This window comes from Serratia sp. CY31944 (assembly GCF_052169175.1).
Taxonomy (GTDB): Bacteria; Pseudomonadota; Gammaproteobacteria; order Enterobacterales; family Enterobacteriaceae; genus Serratia; species Serratia sarumanii.
In genome coordinates, this window is sequence record NZ_JBJNLG010000015.1 from 1 (window position 1) to 18,621 (window position 18,621).

Genomic DNA, 18,621 nt, shown 5'->3' on the forward strand with positions numbered 1-18,621 from the left:
GACAGGGTGTTCTTCACTGTATGTGCCATCAATATTTTTTAGATAAAGCTCTCTTATCTGACGCCAACTATATTGCCCTGAACTGGCTCCGTATGATTTATCTCCATAATCACCTACGGTAACATCAACAAAATTAGTTGTTCTCTGAAGATAGCTGTCATGCATAAGATAAGGAATGCCATCAGAAGTAATCTTTATGTCAAGCTCCAATATTTCGGCCGCATCTATTTTATTGACATACTGAATCGCCGATAGAGAGTTCTCCGGCAGATTGCTGCCCATGATTTGCGCCCGATGTGAGGCAATAGGTATAAAGTTTGGGCGAACATCCGGCCTAATCAGCAACGCAGTTAGATCACTTCTGGTCGGAGAGAATGCTTTTTCTTTTCTTATCTTATTTGTTGAAACCGGGCTTTCACTACTATAAGCATAAGCACCTCCTCCTAAAGTGAATATTATAATCTGGCTAACTATAACCATTACTGTTGATATCTTGTACATGAGATGACATCCTTGTTAATAATTATGCCAACGACGTTTTGTTGTACAGCGAAAACGACCTTGACCGTAGGAACAACAGATGCTTTGAATAGGTGCACCATAGTTGCTATCCGCCCGAAGAATTTTTGATCGTGCCTCACTATTCATTTAAAAATCTAATACATATTAAAGGGGAATTTCAAAATTATTATTAACCCCTCACGTAAAAAACAACACTTCCTTAATGGAGATCAAAAATAGCACTAACCACATACCTATTTCATGGAAAAAACAGCGAATAATAAACAAAGGTTAATAATTAATATTGAACAATAAAATTAAAAATATAGTTATTTTCCTTTCTTCCATCAGGATCTATCACAAAAAATAAAGGGGGAAAAACCGCCTGACGAAATGTTTAATCCTGTGGTAAATGAAACGCCCGCAAAAAAAACGCCGGCATCATGCCGGCGTTGATTTAAGCGAAACAATCCGGCGCTTTACGCCCCCGGATGTTCGTCCTGATCGACCGCAAAGCAGGCCACCATCTGCTCGCCGTACTGTTTCAGCTGCGGCTGCAGCTGCACGCAGGTGCCGAAGGCGCGGCGGCAGCGGGCATTGAACGCACAGCCCGGCGGCGGGTTCATCGGGCTGGGCAGCTCGCCGGTCAGCTTGATGCGCTCGCGGCGCATATCCGGGTTCAATCGCGGCGTCGCCGACAGCAGCGCCTGAGTGTACGGATGGCGCGGATTGTTGAAGATCGCCTCTTTGCTGCCCTTTTCCACGCAGCGGCCGAGGTACATCACCATCACCTCGTCGGCGATGTGCTCCACCACCGACAGATCGTGCGAGATGAACACATAGGACAGCCCCAGATCCTGCTGCAGATCCATCATCAGGTTCAGCACCTGAGCGCGCACCGACACGTCCAGCGCCGACACCGGCTCATCGGCGATCACCACGTCCGGGTTCAGCATCAGCCCGCGGGCGATGGCGATACGCTGACGCTGGCCGCCGGAAAACATGTGCGGATAGCGGTCGTAATGCTCGGTCTTCAGGCCGACCTTCGCCATCATCTCCAGCGCTTTTTCCCGCCGTTCGGCGGCGCTGAGCGAGGTATTGATCAACAGCGGCTCCTCGAGGATCTGCCCGACCTTCTTGCGCGGGTTGAGCGATCCGTAAGGATTCTGGAACACGATTTGGATCTTCTGGCGGCGCAGCTTCTCGGCAGAGGCGTCCGGCTTCAGCAGATCCTGCCCCTGGTAGTACAGCTCGCCGCCGGTCGGCACTTCGATCATCGTCAGCAGGCGGCCGAGCGTCGATTTGCCGCAGCCCGACTCACCGACCACCGCCAGCGTTTTGCCGCGCTCCAGGGTGAAGGAGACGCCGTCCAGCGCCTTGACCAGCCGCTCCGGCGCGAACAGGCCCTTTTTCACCGGGTAATGCTTCTTCAGGTCAATTGCCTGCAGTAAAGGTTGATTCTGGCTCATACGGTCGGCCTCCCCGCATCATCCAGCGGTGTGTGACATTTAACCTGACGGCCGGGAATGCTGCGCAGTTCCGGCTCCTCGTTGCGGCAGCGCTCGTTGGCGTAGGGACAACGCGGGTTGAGCAGGCAGCCGGTCGGGCGATCGTATTTGCCCGGCACCACGCCCGGCAGCGAAGCCAGCCGCGCCTTGTCGGCGGCGAACTCCGGCAGCGCGCGCAGCAGCGCCTGGGTATAGGGGTGGCGCGGGGCGCGGAAAATCTCCGCCGCCTTGCCGGATTCCACCACCTGGCCGGCGTACATCACGATGATGTGGTGCGCGGCTTCCGCCACCAGCGCCAAATCGTGGGTGATCAGCAGCAGCGCCATGTTTTCGCGCTGCTGCAGGTCCAGCAGCAGTTCGATGATCTGCGCCTGGATGGTCACGTCGAGCGCGGTCGTCGGCTCATCGGCGATCAGCAGCTTCGGCCGACAGGCGATGGCCATGGCGATCATCACGCGCTGGCTCATGCCGCCGGAAAGCTGGTGCGGGTATACGTCCAGCCGCGAGGCCGGATCGGGAATGCCCACCTGGGTCAGCAGGTCGATAGCGCGCTGGCGGCGAGTGCGGCGGTTGCCGCCCTGGTGCACCTTCAGCGCCTCCATGATCTGATAACCGACGGTATAGCACGGGTTCAGGCTGGTCATCGGATCCTGGAAGATCATCGCCACTTCGGAGCCCACCAGCTGGCGGCGCTCTTTTTCGGAGATCTTGCGCAGATCCTGGCCGTTGAACTCCAGCTTGTCGGCCATCACCTTGCCGGGGAAATCGATCAGGCCCATGATCGCCAGCGAGCTGACGGATTTGCCGGAGCCGGATTCACCGACGATGCCGACCACCTGACCTTGCTCCACGCTGTAACTGATGCGGTCTACCGCGCGGAACGGGGTGCCTTCGTCACCGAAGTGCACCGAAAGCTTGTCTACATTCAATAACGCCATCTCTCTCGTCCTCTGTTACTGCTTGAGTTTGGGGTCGAGAGCGTCACGCAAACCGTCCCCCATCAGGTTGAATGCCAGCACCGTCAGCAGGATCGCCACGCCGGGGAAGGTCACCACCCACCAGGCGCTTTGCGCGAACTGCAGCACGTCGGAGAGCATGGTGCCCCACTCCGGCGTCGGCGGCTGCGCGCCCATGCCCAGAAAGCCGAGAGCGGCCATGTCCAGAATGGCGTTCGAGAAACCGAGAGAAGCCTGCACGATCAAAGGCGCCAGGCAGTTAGGCAGAATATTGACGAACATCTGGCGCAGCGCGCCGGCGCCCGCCACCCGCGAAGCGGTGACGTAGTCGCGGTTGACCTCCACCAGCACCGCTGCGCGCGTCAGACGCACATAGTGCGGCAGGGCGACGAAGGTCAGCGCCAGCGAGGCGTTGACGATCGACGGCCCGAATACCGCCACCAGCACCAGCGCCAGCAGCAGGCTCGGCAGAGCCAGCATGATGTCGACGACGCGCATGATAATCGCGTCCACCACGCCGCCGAAGTAACCGGCCAGCAGGCCGAATATCACGCCCATGATCAGCGACAGCACCACCACCAGGCAGCCGACCAGCAGCGACAGGCGCGCACCGTACATCAGGCGCGACAGCACGTCGCGGCCCACGTCGTCGGTGCCGAGGATATATTGCCAGCTGCCGCCCTCTTGCCACACCGGCGGCTTGAGCAGCGCGTCGCGGAACTGGTCCGCCGGCGCATGCGGCGCCAGCACGCCGGCGCCGAGCGCGATCACCAGCATCAGAACGATATACACCAGGCCGACCACGGCCCCTTTATTGCGCTTGAAATAGTGCCAGAACTCCTGAAACGGGGTCATCGGCTTCGGCGCACCTTTAACTGCAGACTCAGTGATTTGAGACATGAGAGCGCCCCTTATTTCTTGTGGCGAATACGCGGGTTGACCACGCCGTAGAGCACGTCTACCAGCAGGTTAACCAGAATGATCATACAGGCGACCAGCAACACCCCACCCTGCACCACCGGGTAGTCGCGGCGCTGCAGCGCGTCGATCAGCCAGCGGCCCAGCCCCGGCCAGGAGAAGATGGTTTCGGTCAGAATGGCGCCGGCCAGCATGGTGCCGACCTGCAGCCCGATCACCGTCACCACCGGCAGCAGTGCGTTGCGCAGCGCGTGAACGACGATCACCCGCATGCGGCTCACGCCCTTGGCGCGCGCGGTGCGGATGTAGTCTTCGCCCAACACCTCCAGCATCGAAGAACGGGTCATGCGCACGATCACCGCCAGCGGGATGGTGCCCAGCACGATGGCCGGCAGGATCATGTGCATCACCGCGTCGACGAAGTCGCCCGGCTCGCCCCAGATCAGGGTGTCTATCAGCATGAAGCCGGTCAGCGGCTGGCTGTCGTCGAGGAAGACCGTGTCGCTGATGCGCCCCGACACCGGCGTCAGGTTAAGCTGCACCGACACCAGCATGATCAGCATCATGCCCCACCAGAAAATCGGCATCGAATAGCCGGTCAGCGAGATGCCCACCGCGGTATGGTCGAAGACCGAGCCGCGTTTGACCGCCGCCAGCACCCCGACCGGAATGCCCACCAGCACCGCGAAGATCATCGCGCAAATGCCCAGTTCCAGCGTGGCCTGAAAGCGCGGAACGAACTCGCTCCAGACGGAGATGCGGCTTTTGAGGGAGGTGCCCAGATCGCCTTGCAGCACGTTGGACACGTAGGAGAAATATTGTTGATAGAGCGGCTTGTCCAGCCCCATTTCCGCCATCAGCTGCGCGTGGCGCTCGGCGGAGATACCGCGTTCCCCGGCCATGATGGTCACCGGGTCGCCGGGGATCATATGGACGAATGCAAAAGTCAGCAATGTAATGCCGATAAACGTTGGGATAACTAACCCCAAACGTCGGAGTATGAACTGCAACATATCCCGAACTCTCTGTATCAATGCCCGGCAGCTCATCGTCCGCCAGGCTTATTAACGCTCACATGCCTTTGAACGATTCGACGGCCATACGCCGGAGACTGGTCAGCAGGGGCGCAAACCTGTTGCGCCCCTGCAAGTCCATTCGTGCGTCTCCGGTAAAGCGGTCGAAATCAGTCTACAGAGACATTCTCGAAGTGATGCTTACCGAGCGGATCCACGACGTAGCCTTTCACTTCCTTACGCACAGGCTCGTACACGGTGGAGTGTGCGACAATCAGCGCCGGAGCCTGATCGTGCATCACCACCTGCGCCTGCTTGTACAGTTCGATGCGCTTGTCGTGGTTGGATTCGGCGCGCGCCGGTTGAATCAGATCTTCAAACGGCTTGTAGCACCAGCGGGAGTAGTTGGAGCCGTCTTTCGCCGCCGCGCAGCTGAACAGCGTGGCGAAGAAGTTGTCCGGATCCCCGTTGTCGCCGGTCCAGCCCATCATCACCGTCTGGTGCTCGCCCGCTTTGGCGCGCTTGAGGTATTCACCCCACTCATAGGTCACGATTTTGGCTTTCACGCCGATCTTGGCCCAGTCGGCCTGGATCATTTCCGCCATGCGGCGTGCGTTCGGGTTGTAAGGACGCTGTACCGGCATCGCCCACAGGTCGATGCTGAAACCGTCGGCCATGCCCGCTTCTTTCAGCAGCTCTTTCGCCTTGGCCGGATCGTAAGCGTAATCCTGCACCGCGTCGTTATAGCCCCACATGGTCGGCGGGATCAGGTTCTTGGCCGCCTGGCCCGCGCCCTGATAAACCGCATCGATGATCGCCTGCTTGTTGACCGCCATGGTCAACGCCTGACGCACCTTCAGGTTATCCAGCGGTTTTTTCTCGACGTTGAACGACAGGTAGCCCACGTTCAGGCCCGGCTGCTCCATCAGGTTGATGGACTTGTCTTGCTTCATGCGGGCGATATCGGCCGGGTTCGGGTACGGCATCACCTGACATTCGTTTTTCTGCAGTTTGGCGTAGCGCACGGAGGCGTCAGGCGTGATGGAGAACACCAGGCGATCGATCTTCGGCTTGGTGCCCCAGAAACCGTCGAATGCCTTGTACAGGATCTTGGAGTCTTTCTGGTATTGCAGCAGCTGGAACGGGCCGGTGCCGATCGGGTTCAGGTCGACCTTCTCCGGCGTGCCGGCTTTCATCATCACGTCGGCGTATTCGGCGGACAGGATGGACGCGAAGTCCATACCCAGGTCAGCCAGGAACGGCGCTTCCGGGCGGTTCAGCACGAAGCGCACGGTGTTGTCGTCCACTTTTTCAATCTTGGCGATCAGCTTAGGCATGTCCATGCCTTCGAAGTATTCGTAGCTGCCGCCGGACACTTTGTGATAGGCGTTGTTCGCATCCAACTGGCGTTCAAAGGAGAACACCACGTCGTCGGCGTTGAAATCGCGCGTCGGTTTGAAGTCTTTGCTGCTCTGCCACTTCACGCCTTTGCGCAGGTGGAAGGTATAGGTTTTGCCGTCTTCGCTGACGTCCCACTTCTCAGCCAGGCCCGGCTGCAGTTCGGTGGTGCCGATTTTGAATTCGACCAGGCGGTTGTAGATCGGTACCGAGCTGGCGTCGTAGGTGGTGCCGGAGGTAAACAGCTGCGGGTTGAACCCTTCCGGGGAACCTTCAGAACAGTAAACCAACGTCTTGGCCTGTACGCTGGCCGCCACGGTCAGCGCGATCAGCCCAATGCCGAATTTCAGAACCCCCGATTTACCCAAGGAACGTGTCATCGTTAGTGCTCCATTGTGTGATGTGTGTCATTGCCGCCAGACCTGTATTTTTTATTGCGTGGCCTGTGCGATCGGCGCCCGAAGGCAGAAGGTGTACGAGGAGAGAATGCCGGATGGAACGCATCGCGACGGGGACGTCTGAGCGCGTGGAATTCACTCAAACAACTCTCGCTCTTACCCCTGAGGCTATCAAGTTGCCAACTGTTTGGGGTGTCGTCAATATAACCAGTGGGGATTTACGCAGACTGTGAGAAACAGCAAACAAACATAAAAAAAACCTTTTGTTAACACTTCCAGCATGAAAATTTATGCTAAGCGGACATTTTCAGCGCATTGGTCTGACCCTCACAAACTTACTGGTTTTTAACTCCGTTAAAAAACGCCAAAACTTTGTTGCTGAATGATGAATATCTGAACGGTTATTTTTGTGATCGCCGTTAAAGACAGGAGGAAATGCTGAAGGATTACCCAAAAGGGTGAGTCCGATGAGCGCGTTTTGCGCCGGGCAGGCCCACAATCTGTGCGGCGTAAAAAAACTATCGGCGGCGAAAAAGCCGGGGGCGAAAGGATATCCCCCGGCAACGTACTGCAACCGATTATTGAACGCCGGCGCTGTTGCCCAGGCTGGCGTTCATGCTGTTGAGAATATCGCCGTTGTCCGCGTCGATCTCCCAGGAGAACAGGCCGCCCAACTGCTTATCCAACACGTACTTGCCTTTGGCCTGCACCGAGCGGGCATCGTCGAAGGTGATCAGATCGCCGGTGGAAGGTTTGAACACGTAAGGCGCTTCCGCCGTGGCGTCGTAGGTGTACTGCCAATCGCCGCTCATGAACTGGCTGGCGATTTGGCGGTAGTCCACGATGCCGTTCTCCCAGGTGCCTTTAACCGGCCCGGTGGCGGTGCCGGTGAACGGAATGTTGTTCTGGTAGCCGTTCACCCCGGTCCAGCCGCGGCCATACATGGCGGTGCCGACCACGATCTTGCCCGGCTTGACGCCCTGCGTCAGCAGCGCATTGACGCCGTTCACCGTGGTGTAGGCGGTGTCCGGTTTCCAGGCCGGCGCATTCAGCGCGGTCTGATGCCCCAGGTTTTTCAGATCGAAGGCGCCGTAGAAGTCGTAGCTCATCAGGAAGATGTGATCCATCGAGTTCTGCGCGACGTTGTAAGCCACCTTGTCGATCTTGTCCTTGCCGGCGCTGATGGCGGAGGTCAGCTCATACTTGCGGCCGGTTTCCGCCGACAGCTGATCCAGCATCGCCCGCAACTCCTTCATCAACAGCACATAGGTCTCCCCGTCTTGCGGGCTGCCCAGGTTCGGGTTGGCGCCATTGCCGCCCGGGAACTCCCAGTCGATATCCACGCCATCGAAGAACTTCCAGGTCTGCAGAAACTCTTTCACCGAGCCGACGAAGCGATCGCGCTTCACCTTGTCGCCCATAAAGAAGAACGGGTCGGACAGCGTCCAGCCGCCGATCGACGGCAGGATTTTCAGGTCAGGATGCGCCTGCTTCAGCGCCATCAGCTGGCCGAAGTTGCCCTTGTAGGGGTCATCCCAGGCGGTCACGCCCTTCTGCGCTTTTTGCAGCGCGGCGAAAGGATCGTGGATCGAGACTTTGAAGTCCTCGCGGCCCTGGCAGGAGCGCTGCAACGCCTGGAAGCTGCCTTCGATCTCTTTCAGGCTGTCGTTGATACCGTTGCCGCCGCAGATCGGGATAAAGCCGTACAGCAGATGGGTCAGGTTCTGCGCCGGGATCTTATCGACGGTGAAATTGCGCCCGTAAACGCCCCACTCGACGAAATAAGAGCCGACCACTTTGCCGGAATTCTGTTTATAGGGTTTATTCTTTTCCAGCAGCGGCTCTTTCAACGGCGCCAAATGGCTGCCATCGGTGTCGGCCACCACAATTTCGGTGGCGTCGCTGGCGGTGCAGCCGTCGGCATTGCACAACGCCACCTGCATTTGATAACGGCCGCCTTTATTCACTTTAAAATTCGCCGTGCCGGAAGCGCCGGTTGAAGGGCCGCTCCACGCCTCTTTGCCATTTAATAAAATTTTTGCCGTCGTGCCGGTATCGCCATTCCATAAATTCCAGGAGACCGAAACGTCGGCGGCATTTTTTACCTTCACCAGATTATTATAAGCGGTGGCCGCCTGATCGACTTCGACGATGGCGAACTTGGTGTTGCCCCAGGCGATGGTCGGCTTGCCCGGCGCGGCGGCCTGCGCCGCGGAACACAGCGTGCTGCCGATCACCAGCGCCAACAGCGGTTTATTAAATTTGCGCATAACTGATTCCTTTATTCCGAGAGGATAAACATAAAAGAGTTAATCGTCGCCACGCATTGCCGGAGCGAAATGATTCCGCAATAATCCACGAAGATTAACGTTAATAAATAGTCACGATATTTCCCACGCGGCGGGAATAACATATCCCGCGTTGTCCATTCAGACTATAGGTAAAAAAATCGTGAAAACAAGAGCGCTATCAACCGGGTTTTATTCGGCAAGCATGAATTTATTTAAATATGGAAATAAGAACCTAAAGGGAATAAGGAGTGTGAATTAATTAAGCGTAAAGAATAAATATATTTCACTAGGAAGGCAGATTGAGGCACGCCATAAAGCGAAGCCGGCCATATCGGCGGAGGTATACTCATCCTCATAAACGACGGGCGAAAAAAAACCTGCTTTAAAAAGCAGGTTTTTCGAATGGTGGTCGGCGAGAGAGGATTACGCGCATCGTTGATGCGCGCCCTGCGGGCCGTTGCCAAAGCAACGTTGTCTCGCTTCGCGAGGCTCGAACCTCCTGCGGAGGTGCTCATCCTCATAAACGACGGGCGAAAAAAACCTGCTTTAAAAGCAGGTTTTTCGAATGGTGGTCGGCGAGAGAGGATTCGAACCTCCGACCCACTGGTCCCAAACCAGTTGCGCTACCAAGCTGCGCTACTCGCCGATGCGGGGCGCATCTTACTGCTGGCGGTTATAGGCGTCAATCACTTTTTTTCCCCTGCATTTCAAGTGGTGATAAAAGCGCCATAATGCGCTGCGCCGGGGGCTGCGCAGCGTATTTTGCTCAGGCTTTGGCCGGTTTCAGCGCCGGCGTCTGCGCGCGCAGGAACGGCAGCAGGAACAGCGCCGACAGGCAGGCGGCGATGGAAATCACCACGAAGAAGCCGTTCCAGTGCCAGATCTCCATCACCCGCGCGATCGGGTAGCCGGACAGCGCCGCGCCCAGGTAGGCGAACAGGCCGACGAAACCGGTCGCCGCGCCCGCCGCATCCTTGTGCGAGCACTCCGCCGCCGCCATGCCGATCAGCATCTGCGGGCCGAAGATGAAGAAACCGATGGCGAAGAAGCAGCAGGCCTGCAGCAGGTAGGTCACGCCCGGCATCAGCCACAGCGCCGCCACCGACAGGAAGATACCGATGGCGAAGATCAGGTTCATCGGGCCACGGTTGCCGCGGAACAACTTGTCGGAACCCCAACCGGCCACCAGCGAACCGATAAAGCCGCCCACTTCAAACAGCGAAATGGCCGAGTTGGCGGTCATCAGCGAATAGCCCTTTTCCTGCGTCAGGTAGAGGTTGCCCCAATCGTTGATCGCGGTGCGCACGATGTACACCAGCACGTAAGAGACCGCCAGCAGCCAGATGTACTTGTTGGTCAGCACGTAGCGTTTGATGATCTCCCGGTTGCTCAGCCCCTGGCCTTCCGATTCCTGCACCAGCTCCATGGCGTCGTTGCGCCATTTGCCGACGCTCGGCAGCCCCAGGGTGGATGGCTTGTCGCGCAGGCGCCAGCACATCAGCAGGCCAAGCACCACGCCGATGATGCCGGGAATGATCATGCCGTAACGCCAGCTGAAGTGCAGCGAGATAAAGCCCACCAGCAGCGGGATCAGCGCGCCGCCGACGTTGTGCGAGGTGTTCCAGATCGCCCACCAGCCACCGCGCTCGGAGCGCGAATACCAGCTGGTGAGGATTTTGGAGCACGGCGGCCAGCCCCAGCCCTGGAAGAAGGCGTTGAGGATCCACAGCGTGCCCAGCATCAGCAGCGACGAACTGAGACCGAAGAAGATATTCAGCACCCCGGTCATGATCAGGCCCAGCCCCATAAAGTAACGCGGGTTGGAGCGATCGCTGATCATGCCGGAGATGAATTTCGAGCAGCCGTAGGTGATGTAGAACAGCGTGCCGAGGATGCCGACGTCGGACATCGTCAGGCCCAGATCGCTCAGCATCGCCGGCATGATGAAGTTGAAACTTTTGCGCGTGAAGTAAAACGCGGCGTAGCCGATGTACATGGTGCACATCAGCTGGATGCGCCAGTATTTGTAGCTGGCGTCGATCTGCCGTTGATCGGTGACCTGCGGCGCGTCCGGGCGGCTTTTAAGGAAAGACCACATGTGGAACCTCAGAGGATTGAATAAAGTGCCGCTATGATGCTCCTCGCGCGCACGGGAGGCTTACGCCGGATTCCCGACGCGGTTAGGAGTTTTTCCTAGTTTTGCGTTTGCGCCGGCGAAACTGTGGGCAAGATCACACTCAAACAGGCGCCCCGTTCAGCGGTGAACCGCAGGCTGCCGCCGAGGGCGCTGATGCGCTCCTGCATGCCGCGCAGGCCATACCCCGGCTGATGGTTTTCCGCCTCGAAGCCCACGCCGTTGTCGCGGATGGTCAGGGCGATCAGCGGCGCGGCGCCTTTGCGCGGCTGCAGGCGCGCGTCCAGCTCCAGGCGGCTGGCGCCGGCGTGGCGGCACACATTGGTCACCCCCTCCTGGCACACCCGGTACAGCGTGATTTTCAACGTTTCATCCAGCAGCTCGTCCGGCACCTGCCACTGCAGGCTGCTCACCAGCGACGCGTCCTGCGGCAGCGACTCCCGCAGCATCGCCGCCACCGCCGCCGACAGCGGCAGGTTATTCAGCGCCGCCGGCCACAGCTGGGTCAACACATCATGCACCCCGTCGTAGACCCGCAGCGCCAACGCATCGATGGCGTCGGCGCAGCCGACCACCGCCGGCTCCGGCGCCAGGCGTTTGACGATGCTGGCCTGGGTGCGAATCACGGTGATGGTCTGCCCCACTTCATCGTGCAGCTCGCGCGCCACCTCGCGCCGGGTTTGCTCCTCCGCCGTCACCAGCGCCCGCGCCAACTGGCGGTTCTCCGCCAGCCGCAGCCTCAGCTGCTGATTCAGCTCGCGCTGGCGCTGAATGCCGACGCCCAGCAGCAGCCCGGTCAGGCTTTGGGCCAGCAGCGACAGCAGCAGATCGCGGTGCGACTCCGGCTGCGGCGGCTCGTTGACCATCAGCGCCACGCCGTTGAGCAGCGTCGCCAACAGCGCGCCCTGCCAGCCGTAGCGGTAAGACATGAACACGATAGGAATGGCCAGGCAGAAAGGCGCAAAGCGCCGCAGCTCGGCGGCGTTCACCTGCTGCTGCAGCCAGATGCTGAACGCAAACAGCAGCAGGTAGCTGGCCAGATGGCCCAGACGCAGCTCCACCGGCTTGTGGATCAGCCCCGGCTCCAGCGGCACCCAGATTTGGCGCGCCAGATAGTGCCACAACAGCAGGCAGGTCGGTGCGATGGTAAAACCGCCGGTCAGGCCGAGCAGCAGCGCGCGGGCGCCTTCACCGCTCACCAGCTGCCACACCAGCGCCTGCAGCAAGGCGGCGGCGCCCACCACCGCGCCCTGCAACAGTGGCCAGCGCCATTCGCTGTCGCTCTGCTGATGGCGCAACAGCCACGGCGAGGCCAGCAGGCTGAGCAACACCGTCAACACCAGCACCGCCACCGACGCCCACAGCGCCGGGCCGTAGCCGAACTGGTCCGCCAGCAGCGCCATCAGCAGCAGGTCGGCCAGCAGGATCCCCGGCCAGAAACGGTACGGGCTCTGCAGCAAAATGCCCATGCGCAGGCCGAACGGGAACAGCAGCAGCGCCTGCCAGGGCGGGTCGATCAGCGCGGTGCCGATGCCCCACAGGCAAAACGCGCTGGCGGCGTAGATGAAAAACAGCGCCAGCTGGGTGATCAGGCGCTGCGTCACAGGTTCAGCATCCGTCTGGCCAGCTCGACATTGTTGTTGATGCCCAGCTTGGCGAACAAATTGGCGCGATGCACATGCACCGTCTTCGGCGACAGCCCCAAGGCGGCGGCGATCTCGCGCACCTCCTGGCCCTGCGCCAGCAACAGCGCGATCTCGCGCTCGCGGCGGGTCAACGGATCTACCCTCACCCGCGCCAGCTGCTGCGCGATTTCCGGCATCAGGTAAACGCCGCCGCCGGCGACGGTACGCACCGCGGTGATCAAATCTTCCGGCTTGCAGCGCTTGGAGAGAAAGCCGCCGGCGCCGCGATCCAGCGCCATTTCCACCAGCGCCGGGTTATCGTGCATCGACAGCATCACCACGCGGATGCCGGAGGGAATGTCCGCCAACAGATCCAGCCCGCTGCCGTCCGGCATCGAAATGTCGCAGATGCAAACGTCCACCTCCAGCCCCGGCAGGCCGGCGCGCGCCTGCGCCGCACCGCTGAATTCGCCCACCACCTGAATATCGGCTTCCAGCGACAGCAGTTGCACGAAGCCCGAACGCACAATGTCATGATCGTCGATAAACGCCACGCGCAGGGTCATGGAAATCTCCGGTTAACAGGGGGAAGTGCGCAAGTATACCGTATGCACACACCGGAATAATTGATGAAGAGAATGTATTGGGTGAAATTGCCGGGTGCGCAAGGCAGGCACCCGGCGGGAGGGGTTACTACAGGCTAGCGGGTGCCGTTTTATCCTGCGGCAGATGGCACCAGTTGTTTTTATCCACGATGCCACCATCGGGAGACATGTAGCCGAGGCAGCCGAGGATGGTGTCAAACAGCTCGACGTGGCGATGCGTTTTGCCGATGCGCTGCTGCGCCTGCAGCTGCTCAAAGGCGCTGAGGTGCTGCGGGTTCTCAAGGAATTTGTCCGACGCCCATACGATCATCGGCACGCGGAACTGCTCCGGCGGCGCCATTTCGCGCGGCGTACCGTGCAGGTGCGTGTTTTCACCGATCGATTCGCCGTGATCGGCGGCATAGAACACGATGGCCTTCTTGTCGCGCACCTGGTCTATCACATTGGCGATAAAGCTGTCGGTATACAGCACCGTATTGTCGAAGGCGTTGATCAGCTGCGCCTTGGTGCAGGAATCGTCCACCCCCATGCACTCCGGCTGATAGCGCGCATAGCTGCGCGGATAACGCTGCGAGTACAGGTAGTGCGAGCCTTTGGTATGCAGGATCACCAGGTGTTTGCCCTTCGGATAGCGCGCCAGCGACTCCTTCATTTCGTCCACCAACAGCATATCGTCGACCGCCTTGCCGTCGTTGCGCTTCTCGGACGCGATCATCTCGCGGAACGAATAGTTGTTCACCTCGGTATTGTTGTAGAACCACACCTCACTCTGCATGGCGAACAGCTCGGAAGAGAAGCCCAGATCCTTCAGCACCGCGAACACGTTCTGCTCTTTCAGCGTGCGCTGCGGATTGTCTTCGGTGCCGCCTTCACGCACGAACATACAGCGCAGCGACAGCTTGGTGGAGGTGTCGCACGACTCGCCGCGAAACGCCACCAGATTCTTCTCTTTAGACAGCCGCGGCGTGGTATCGCGCTCATAGCCCAGCATGCCCATGTGGTCCCAGCGCGTGGTCTCGCCGATGATGAACACCACGTAGGTGTCGTCGATATCCGCCGGCGGTACGTAGGTGAAGTGTTTGCCCGGATCGAACATCGTGCTCTGATCCTGGCTTTCGTCATAGCGGGTGTAGGCAAACAGCCCCAGCGCCGACAGCCAGTTGGACGGCAGATACGAGTGCGCCACCACGCCGCCGTAGCTCGGCAGATCGACGTTGGAGAGCTTCTCTTGCACGCTCTGCTCGTCGTCCAGCATGCGCAGCGGCAGCCAGACCAGCGCCACCACCGCCAGCAAGACCAGCAGCGGCTTGATGCGATGACCGGGGGTTTTCAGCTGTTCTATCAGGGTGTAACGCAGGCTGTTTTTCCAGATCAGCAGCAGCGGCAAGGCGCTGAGCGCCACCATCCACAGCACGAAGTGCAGGCCGACCACCTCTTTCGACAGATCGATGTCGGTGGTCATCACCGACACCACGATGCCGTAGCCGATCACCACGTTGAAAAACGTCATGTAGTAGCTGGCGGCAACCGAAATCAACACCAGCAGCGAAGCGACGATGCGATAAAACAGCCGGCCGCCGAGCGATACCAGCCGCATGATGAAGAACGTGAACAGGACGATAGCGATGACTTCCGTCACCGCCGAAATCACCTTAATCCCCTGAATGCCGTGCGCCAGCGAATCAAAACGACGATAAAAAACGGACAGGTTGAGAAATATGCCGATATAGATCGCTAACAATAACGATAAATTCTGCTGTGATAGCGATTTAACTTTGTTCATGTAACGCGGTGGCTCCGGGGACGGTGTAGCGGTTCTGGATCAGTCAGACACTTATTAGGGCTTCTGGTTCAGCCAACCGGCAATAAGCGTTATTTTGCGGGTAATAATCAAGAGAATTCTCACAAAACGGGCAATTTTTACGCTTTTTGCAAACGGCTTTCAAGCGGGGCGGATAAGAAAATGGAGGGTCAAACCCTCCATTTTTTTCGCGATAAGGATAAAAATCTTACTTAACGTTCAGAGTCACATCGATATTTCCGCGGGTGGCGTTGGAGTATGGGCACACCACGTGCGCCTTTTTCACCAAATCCTCCGCCACGCTGCGCTCGATGCCCGGCAGCGAGATATCCAGCTGCACTTCGATGCCGAAACCGTTCGGGATTTCACCGATGCCGACGGTGCCGTCGATCTTCGCTTCGGCCGGGATTTTAACCTTTTCTTTCGCCGCGACAAACTTCAACGCGCCGAGGAAGCAGGCCGAGTAACCGGCGGCAAACAGCTGCTCGGGGTTGGTGACTTCGCCGCCGGCGCCGCCCATCTCTTTCGGCACGCCCAGTTTCACGTCCAACACGCCGTCGGAGGAGGTCGCACGGCCGTCGCGGCCGCCGGTTGCGGTGGCGTGAGCGCGGTAAACCACTTTCTCAATAGACATCGTTCATTCCTTCTTGCTGGTTGGCGAGATGACTACGGCTTCCACGAGGTAAAGCCGGTCACATATTTATCTTTTGCGATTAAATCGCGCACTACTTATTTTTGACGCTTATTAACCAGTGTAGACCACCCCTGCCGTTCTTGCGTCCGGCGGCGGCGGGTCAAATCTGATCGATCAGGCTGCCGCGCAGCTTTTCCAGCTGCTGTTTGAGCGAGACGATCTCGTCCAGGCTGCAGTCGGTGGCGCACATCACCGCCTCGGGCACCGATTGCGCCCGCTCGCGCAGCGCGCGGCCGGCTTCGGTAAGTGCAATGATCACCTGCCGCTCGTCGGCGGTGGCGCGATAACGCACCAGCAAACCGGCGGTTTCCAACCGCTTCAGCAGCGGCGTCAGCGTGGCGGAATCGAGGAACAGCCGCTCGCCGATATCCGATACCGTCACCCGATCGCGCTCCCACAGCACCATCATCACCAGGTATTGCGGGTAGGTGAGTTCGAGCTGATTCAACAGCTTGCGGTAGACTTTGTGCAGCGCCAGGTTGGCGGAGTACAGCGCGAAACAGAGCTGCTGATCGAGCTGCAGCAGATTCTTCGCGTGGGGTTGTTCGGTATCGGTGCTTTTCATGTGTCTGAATATAGATAGCGCACGATGTAATCGCAAGCTATTTCTTGTGAGGTATGCTACCTTTTTTTTATGCAGAGGATGCTCGGAGGGAAAGGAAATGACGAACACGCTTGTAGAACGCGCGCGCCGCTACGCCACCAAGGCGCATGCGGCCATCGATCAGCGCCGCAAATACACCGACGATCCGTACATCGTCCACCCACAGGCGGTGATGGAACTGGTGCGCAGCGTGCCGCACACCGAAGAGATGCTGGCGGCCGCCTGGCTGCATGACACGGTGGAAGACACGCCCACCACCCTCGGCGATATCGAAAGCCACTTCGGGCCGAAGGTGGCGGAGCTGGTGCGGATGCTTACCAACGTCAGCCGCGCCGAGGACGGCAACCGCTTCGAGCGCAAAAACCGCGATCGGCGCCACAGCGCCGGCGCATCGCCGCAGGCCAAAACCATCAAGCTGGCGGATCTGATCGACAACACCCGCTCGCTGCTGGACTATGACAGCCACTTCGCTCAGACCTACCTGATCGAGAAACAGCGTCTGCTGGAGGTGCTGACCGAAGGCGACCCGACGCTGTGGCGCCAGGCCAGCCATATCGTTGAGCAAGGGCTGCTCCGCTTGCAGCAGCCGCCGCACAACGTGCCCGCCAGCTGGTTCGAACACGCCCGCCGGCGCTACCGCGAGAGCGACGCGGCCTGATCAGAAGGTCACCACCGTTTTCAACGCCGTCACCCAGGCGTCCTGCGTCTCGCTGACGCCCGCCGGGTGATGCCAGTACTGCAGGCCCGGCTGCAGCTGCAACCACGGCGTGACGTTCACGCGATAATAGAGCTCCGCCGTCACCGAGTGGCCCGGCACCGGCCGGTAGCTCGGATCGTGATAATCGCTGACGCCATTGATTTGGTTGAGATAACGCTGATTATCTTTATAGCGGTCGCTCAGCTTCACCACCGAGACGCCCAGCCCCAGCCAGTCGTCCGGCCGCGCATCGAACAGCCCGCGATAGCGAATGCCGGTCGAGGTAGACCAGTGCAGGTAGTTGCTGCGCTGATCCCCCAGCCCCAGGCTGTAAAACACGCTCAGACCGCGGTTTATGTCGTCCGCATGGCGCGTCACCTGCTGGTTGAAACCGGTATACAGGAACCAGGTGCGATCGTGGCTGCGATAGCCCTGCGGATCGCTGGCGCCCGGCCCACCGGACACCCCTTCATAAAGATCGCTCTGGCGCGCGTTGGTGAACAGCACGCCCAGGTTATACACCCCCGGCAGCTGGTTGACGGCGTGGGTTTTCAGCTCCAGCTCCATCGGCAACAGGAAGCCTTTGCTGCCCTTGGTGGACCAACTCCAGGCGTGGCTGCGGCTGGGGGCGCTCGGGTTCTGCTCCATCACGCCGCCCTTGAGCGTCAGGCCGTCGGTCAGCTTGTATTGCAGCGTGGTGCCCCAGTAATGCACGTTCCAGTTGTACCAGGTCAACGAGTTGGCAGACTTGCCGCCGCACAGCGTCAGCGTCTGAAAATCGCAGGGGATGATCTGATCGAAATCCTGCACCTTGTTCATCATGCCGATGCGCCACTGCAGCCGGCGATCGAGGAAGGACCGGCTGAAGGTCAGCCAGCCCAGGCGGGTAATCGACTGCCCGCCAAAGCTCTCCTGCGACAGATCGGTCAGGCCGACGCGCGGATCCTGCAAGCGATCGCGGGTCAGGTTGTTGTCATGGTTGCGGTTGACGATATTGCCTTCGATCGCCGCGTCCGGAATGCCGGTCAGCGCCTGCAAATCCTGGCTGAAGGTCAGCGAGAATTGGTCGATGTACGACGCCTGTTTATCGTGGTTATAACCGCCGCCGGCGTTATACGACAGCTGGCTGAGGTAGCCGAGGTTATAGTGGAAACCGTGATCCTCCAGGATCGGCCTGATCCCCAGCATATCCCCCAACAGCCCGGGCTGCGGCGGTTCAAAGCCGAGCGCCACCCCTTCCCACTTGGCGGTGGGGGCTTCGACGTCCTTACCGGTTTGCAGCGTTTCCGCCTGCGCCTGGCTACAGAGCAGCGCCAGCGCCGCCAGGGTCATGGAACGAGGTAATAAGCTTTTCATCATTATTATATTTCTCCGCATAACGGCTGACTGCGGGCAACAGCATTCCCTGGGAGAGAATTTCCCATCATGAACAGCAGCGAATAACGTTAGGTTAACGCCCGGCGCTTGCCGCCGGGCTT

15 protein-coding genes, 1 tRNA gene and 1 other RNA gene are annotated in these 18,621 nt (G+C 59.2%); 1 reads left to right on the forward strand and 16 read right to left on the reverse strand.

Annotated features, from left to right (window positions below; translation table 11 throughout):
- The 15 genes from ACJ8IN_RS15855 to ACJ8IN_RS15925 all read right to left on the reverse strand — a co-directional run.
- Positions 1-501, reverse strand: a 501-nt coding sequence (locus tag ACJ8IN_RS15855) for a glycerophosphodiester phosphodiesterase family protein (RefSeq protein ID WP_442519507.1), incomplete at its 3' end; no start/stop codon positions are given.
- A gap of 479 nt (positions 502-980) precedes the next feature.
- Positions 981-1,970 (reverse strand): dipeptide ABC transporter ATP-binding subunit DppF, encoded by a 990-nt coding sequence (dppF, locus tag ACJ8IN_RS15860; protein ID WP_033636613.1) that lies wholly within the window; start codon positions 1,968-1,970, stop codon positions 981-983.
- Positions 1,967-2,947 (reverse strand): dipeptide ABC transporter ATP-binding protein, encoded by a 981-nt coding sequence (dppD, locus tag ACJ8IN_RS15865; RefSeq protein ID WP_004934132.1) that lies wholly within the window; start codon positions 2,945-2,947, stop codon positions 1,967-1,969. The genes dppF and dppD overlap by 4 nt, the downstream gene beginning before the upstream one ends.
- A gap of 15 nt (positions 2,948-2,962) precedes the next feature.
- Positions 2,963-3,865 (reverse strand): dipeptide ABC transporter permease DppC, encoded by a 903-nt coding sequence (gene dppC, locus ACJ8IN_RS15870; RefSeq protein ID WP_025304838.1) that lies wholly within the window; start codon positions 3,863-3,865, stop codon positions 2,963-2,965.
- Positions 3,866-3,876: 11 nt separating this feature from the next.
- On the reverse strand, positions 3,877-4,896 hold the full coding sequence (gene dppB / locus ACJ8IN_RS15875; RefSeq protein WP_033636611.1) for a dipeptide ABC transporter permease DppB: 1,020 nt from the start codon (positions 4,894-4,896) through the stop codon (positions 3,877-3,879).
- 170 nt (positions 4,897-5,066) lie between these two features.
- Positions 5,067-6,674 carry a dipeptide ABC transporter periplasmic-binding protein DppA gene (gene dppA / locus ACJ8IN_RS15880; RefSeq protein WP_019452584.1) on the reverse strand — a complete coding sequence of 536 codons (1,608 nt, stop codon included), beginning with the start codon at positions 6,672-6,674 and terminating at the stop codon, positions 5,067-5,069.
- A gap of 596 nt (positions 6,675-7,270) precedes the next feature.
- A complete protein-coding gene (locus tag ACJ8IN_RS15885) occupies positions 7,271-8,962 on the reverse strand; it encodes a glycosyl hydrolase family 18 protein (RefSeq protein WP_033636610.1) in 1,692 nt (563 codons plus the stop codon).
- 427 nt (positions 8,963-9,389) lie between these two features.
- Positions 9,390-9,518, reverse strand: a non-coding RNA gene (locus ACJ8IN_RS15890) — RtT sRNA.
- Positions 9,519-9,552: 34 nt separating this feature from the next.
- Positions 9,553-9,629: transfer RNA gene (locus ACJ8IN_RS15895), tRNA-Pro, on the reverse strand.
- A gap of 120 nt (positions 9,630-9,749) precedes the next feature.
- Positions 9,750-11,081, reverse strand: coding sequence for an MFS transporter (locus tag ACJ8IN_RS15900; RefSeq protein WP_041037243.1), 1,332 nt, complete (start codon positions 11,079-11,081; stop codon positions 9,750-9,752).
- A 95-nt stretch (positions 11,082-11,176) separates the two neighbouring features.
- Positions 11,177-12,721, reverse strand: coding sequence for a signal transduction histidine-protein kinase/phosphatase UhpB (uhpB, locus tag ACJ8IN_RS15905; RefSeq protein WP_308325334.1), 1,545 nt, complete (start codon positions 12,719-12,721; stop codon positions 11,177-11,179).
- A complete protein-coding gene (gene uhpA / locus ACJ8IN_RS15910; protein WP_033636607.1) occupies positions 12,718-13,308 on the reverse strand; it encodes a transcriptional regulator UhpA in 591 nt (196 codons plus the stop codon). Before uhpA ends, uhpB begins: the two co-directional genes overlap by 4 nt.
- A gap of 127 nt (positions 13,309-13,435) precedes the next feature.
- Entirely contained in the window at positions 13,436-15,130 is a 1,695-nt protein-coding gene (gene eptB / locus ACJ8IN_RS15915) for a kdo(2)-lipid A phosphoethanolamine 7''-transferase (protein WP_047569870.1), read from the reverse strand.
- A 226-nt stretch (positions 15,131-15,356) separates the two neighbouring features.
- A complete protein-coding gene (locus ACJ8IN_RS15920) occupies positions 15,357-15,782 on the reverse strand; it encodes an organic hydroperoxide resistance protein (RefSeq protein ID WP_004934114.1) in 426 nt (141 codons plus the stop codon).
- Between the two features lie 160 nt (positions 15,783-15,942).
- Complete coding sequence (locus tag ACJ8IN_RS15925; RefSeq protein ID WP_033650004.1) at positions 15,943-16,407, reverse strand: MarR family winged helix-turn-helix transcriptional regulator; 465 nt, start codon at positions 16,405-16,407, stop codon at positions 15,943-15,945.
- A 97-nt stretch (positions 16,408-16,504) separates the two neighbouring features.
- Between ACJ8IN_RS15925 and ACJ8IN_RS15930 the strand changes: the two genes are divergently transcribed.
- On the forward strand, positions 16,505-17,104 hold the full coding sequence (locus ACJ8IN_RS15930; protein ID WP_033636604.1) for an HD domain-containing protein: 600 nt from the start codon (positions 16,505-16,507) through the stop codon (positions 17,102-17,104).
- On the opposite strand, the gene ACJ8IN_RS15935 is transcribed toward ACJ8IN_RS15930, so the two are convergent.
- Complete coding sequence (locus tag ACJ8IN_RS15935) at positions 17,105-18,475, reverse strand: carbohydrate porin (protein WP_373275760.1); 1,371 nt, start codon at positions 18,473-18,475, stop codon at positions 17,105-17,107.
- Between the last annotated feature and the right edge of the window lie 146 nt (positions 18,476-18,621).

Excerpts from the sequence above, each read along its gene's own strand:
- ACJ8IN_RS15920 (WP_004934114.1), bottom strand. The coding sequence starts at position 15,782 with ATGTCTATTGAGAAAGTGGTTTACCGCGCTCACGCCACCGCAACCGGC.
- ACJ8IN_RS15930 (WP_033636604.1), top strand. The coding sequence starts at position 16,505 with ATGACGAACACGCTTGTAGAACGCGCGCGCCGCTACGCCACCAAGGCG.
- ACJ8IN_RS15885 (WP_033636610.1), bottom strand. The coding sequence starts at position 8,962 with ATGCGCAAATTTAATAAACCGCTGTTGGCGCTGGTGATCGGCAGCACG.
- dppC (WP_025304838.1), bottom strand. The coding sequence starts at position 3,865 with ATGTCTCAAATCACTGAGTCTGCAGTTAAAGGTGCGCCGAAGCCGATG.
- dppB (WP_033636611.1), bottom strand. The coding sequence starts at position 4,896 with ATGTTGCAGTTCATACTCCGACGTTTGGGGTTAGTTATCCCAACGTTT.
- dppD (WP_004934132.1), bottom strand. The coding sequence starts at position 2,947 with ATGGCGTTATTGAATGTAGACAAGCTTTCGGTGCACTTCGGTGACGAA.
- dppF (WP_033636613.1), bottom strand. The coding sequence starts at position 1,970 with ATGAGCCAGAATCAACCTTTACTGCAGGCAATTGACCTGAAGAAGCAT.
- eptB (WP_047569870.1), bottom strand. The coding sequence starts at position 15,130 with ATGAACAAAGTTAAATCGCTATCACAGCAGAATTTATCGTTATTGTTA.
- ACJ8IN_RS15925 (WP_033650004.1), bottom strand. The coding sequence starts at position 16,407 with ATGAAAAGCACCGATACCGAACAACCCCACGCGAAGAATCTGCTGCAG.
- ACJ8IN_RS15900 (WP_041037243.1), bottom strand. The coding sequence starts at position 11,081 with ATGTGGTCTTTCCTTAAAAGCCGCCCGGACGCGCCGCAGGTCACCGAT.
- ACJ8IN_RS15935 (WP_373275760.1), bottom strand. The coding sequence starts at position 18,475 with ATGACCCTGGCGGCGCTGGCGCTGCTCTGTAGCCAGGCGCAGGCGGAA.
- dppA (WP_019452584.1), bottom strand. The coding sequence starts at position 6,674 with ATGACACGTTCCTTGGGTAAATCGGGGGTTCTGAAATTCGGCATTGGG.
- uhpA (WP_033636607.1), bottom strand. The coding sequence starts at position 13,308 with ATGACCCTGCGCGTGGCGTTTATCGACGATCATGACATTGTGCGTTCG.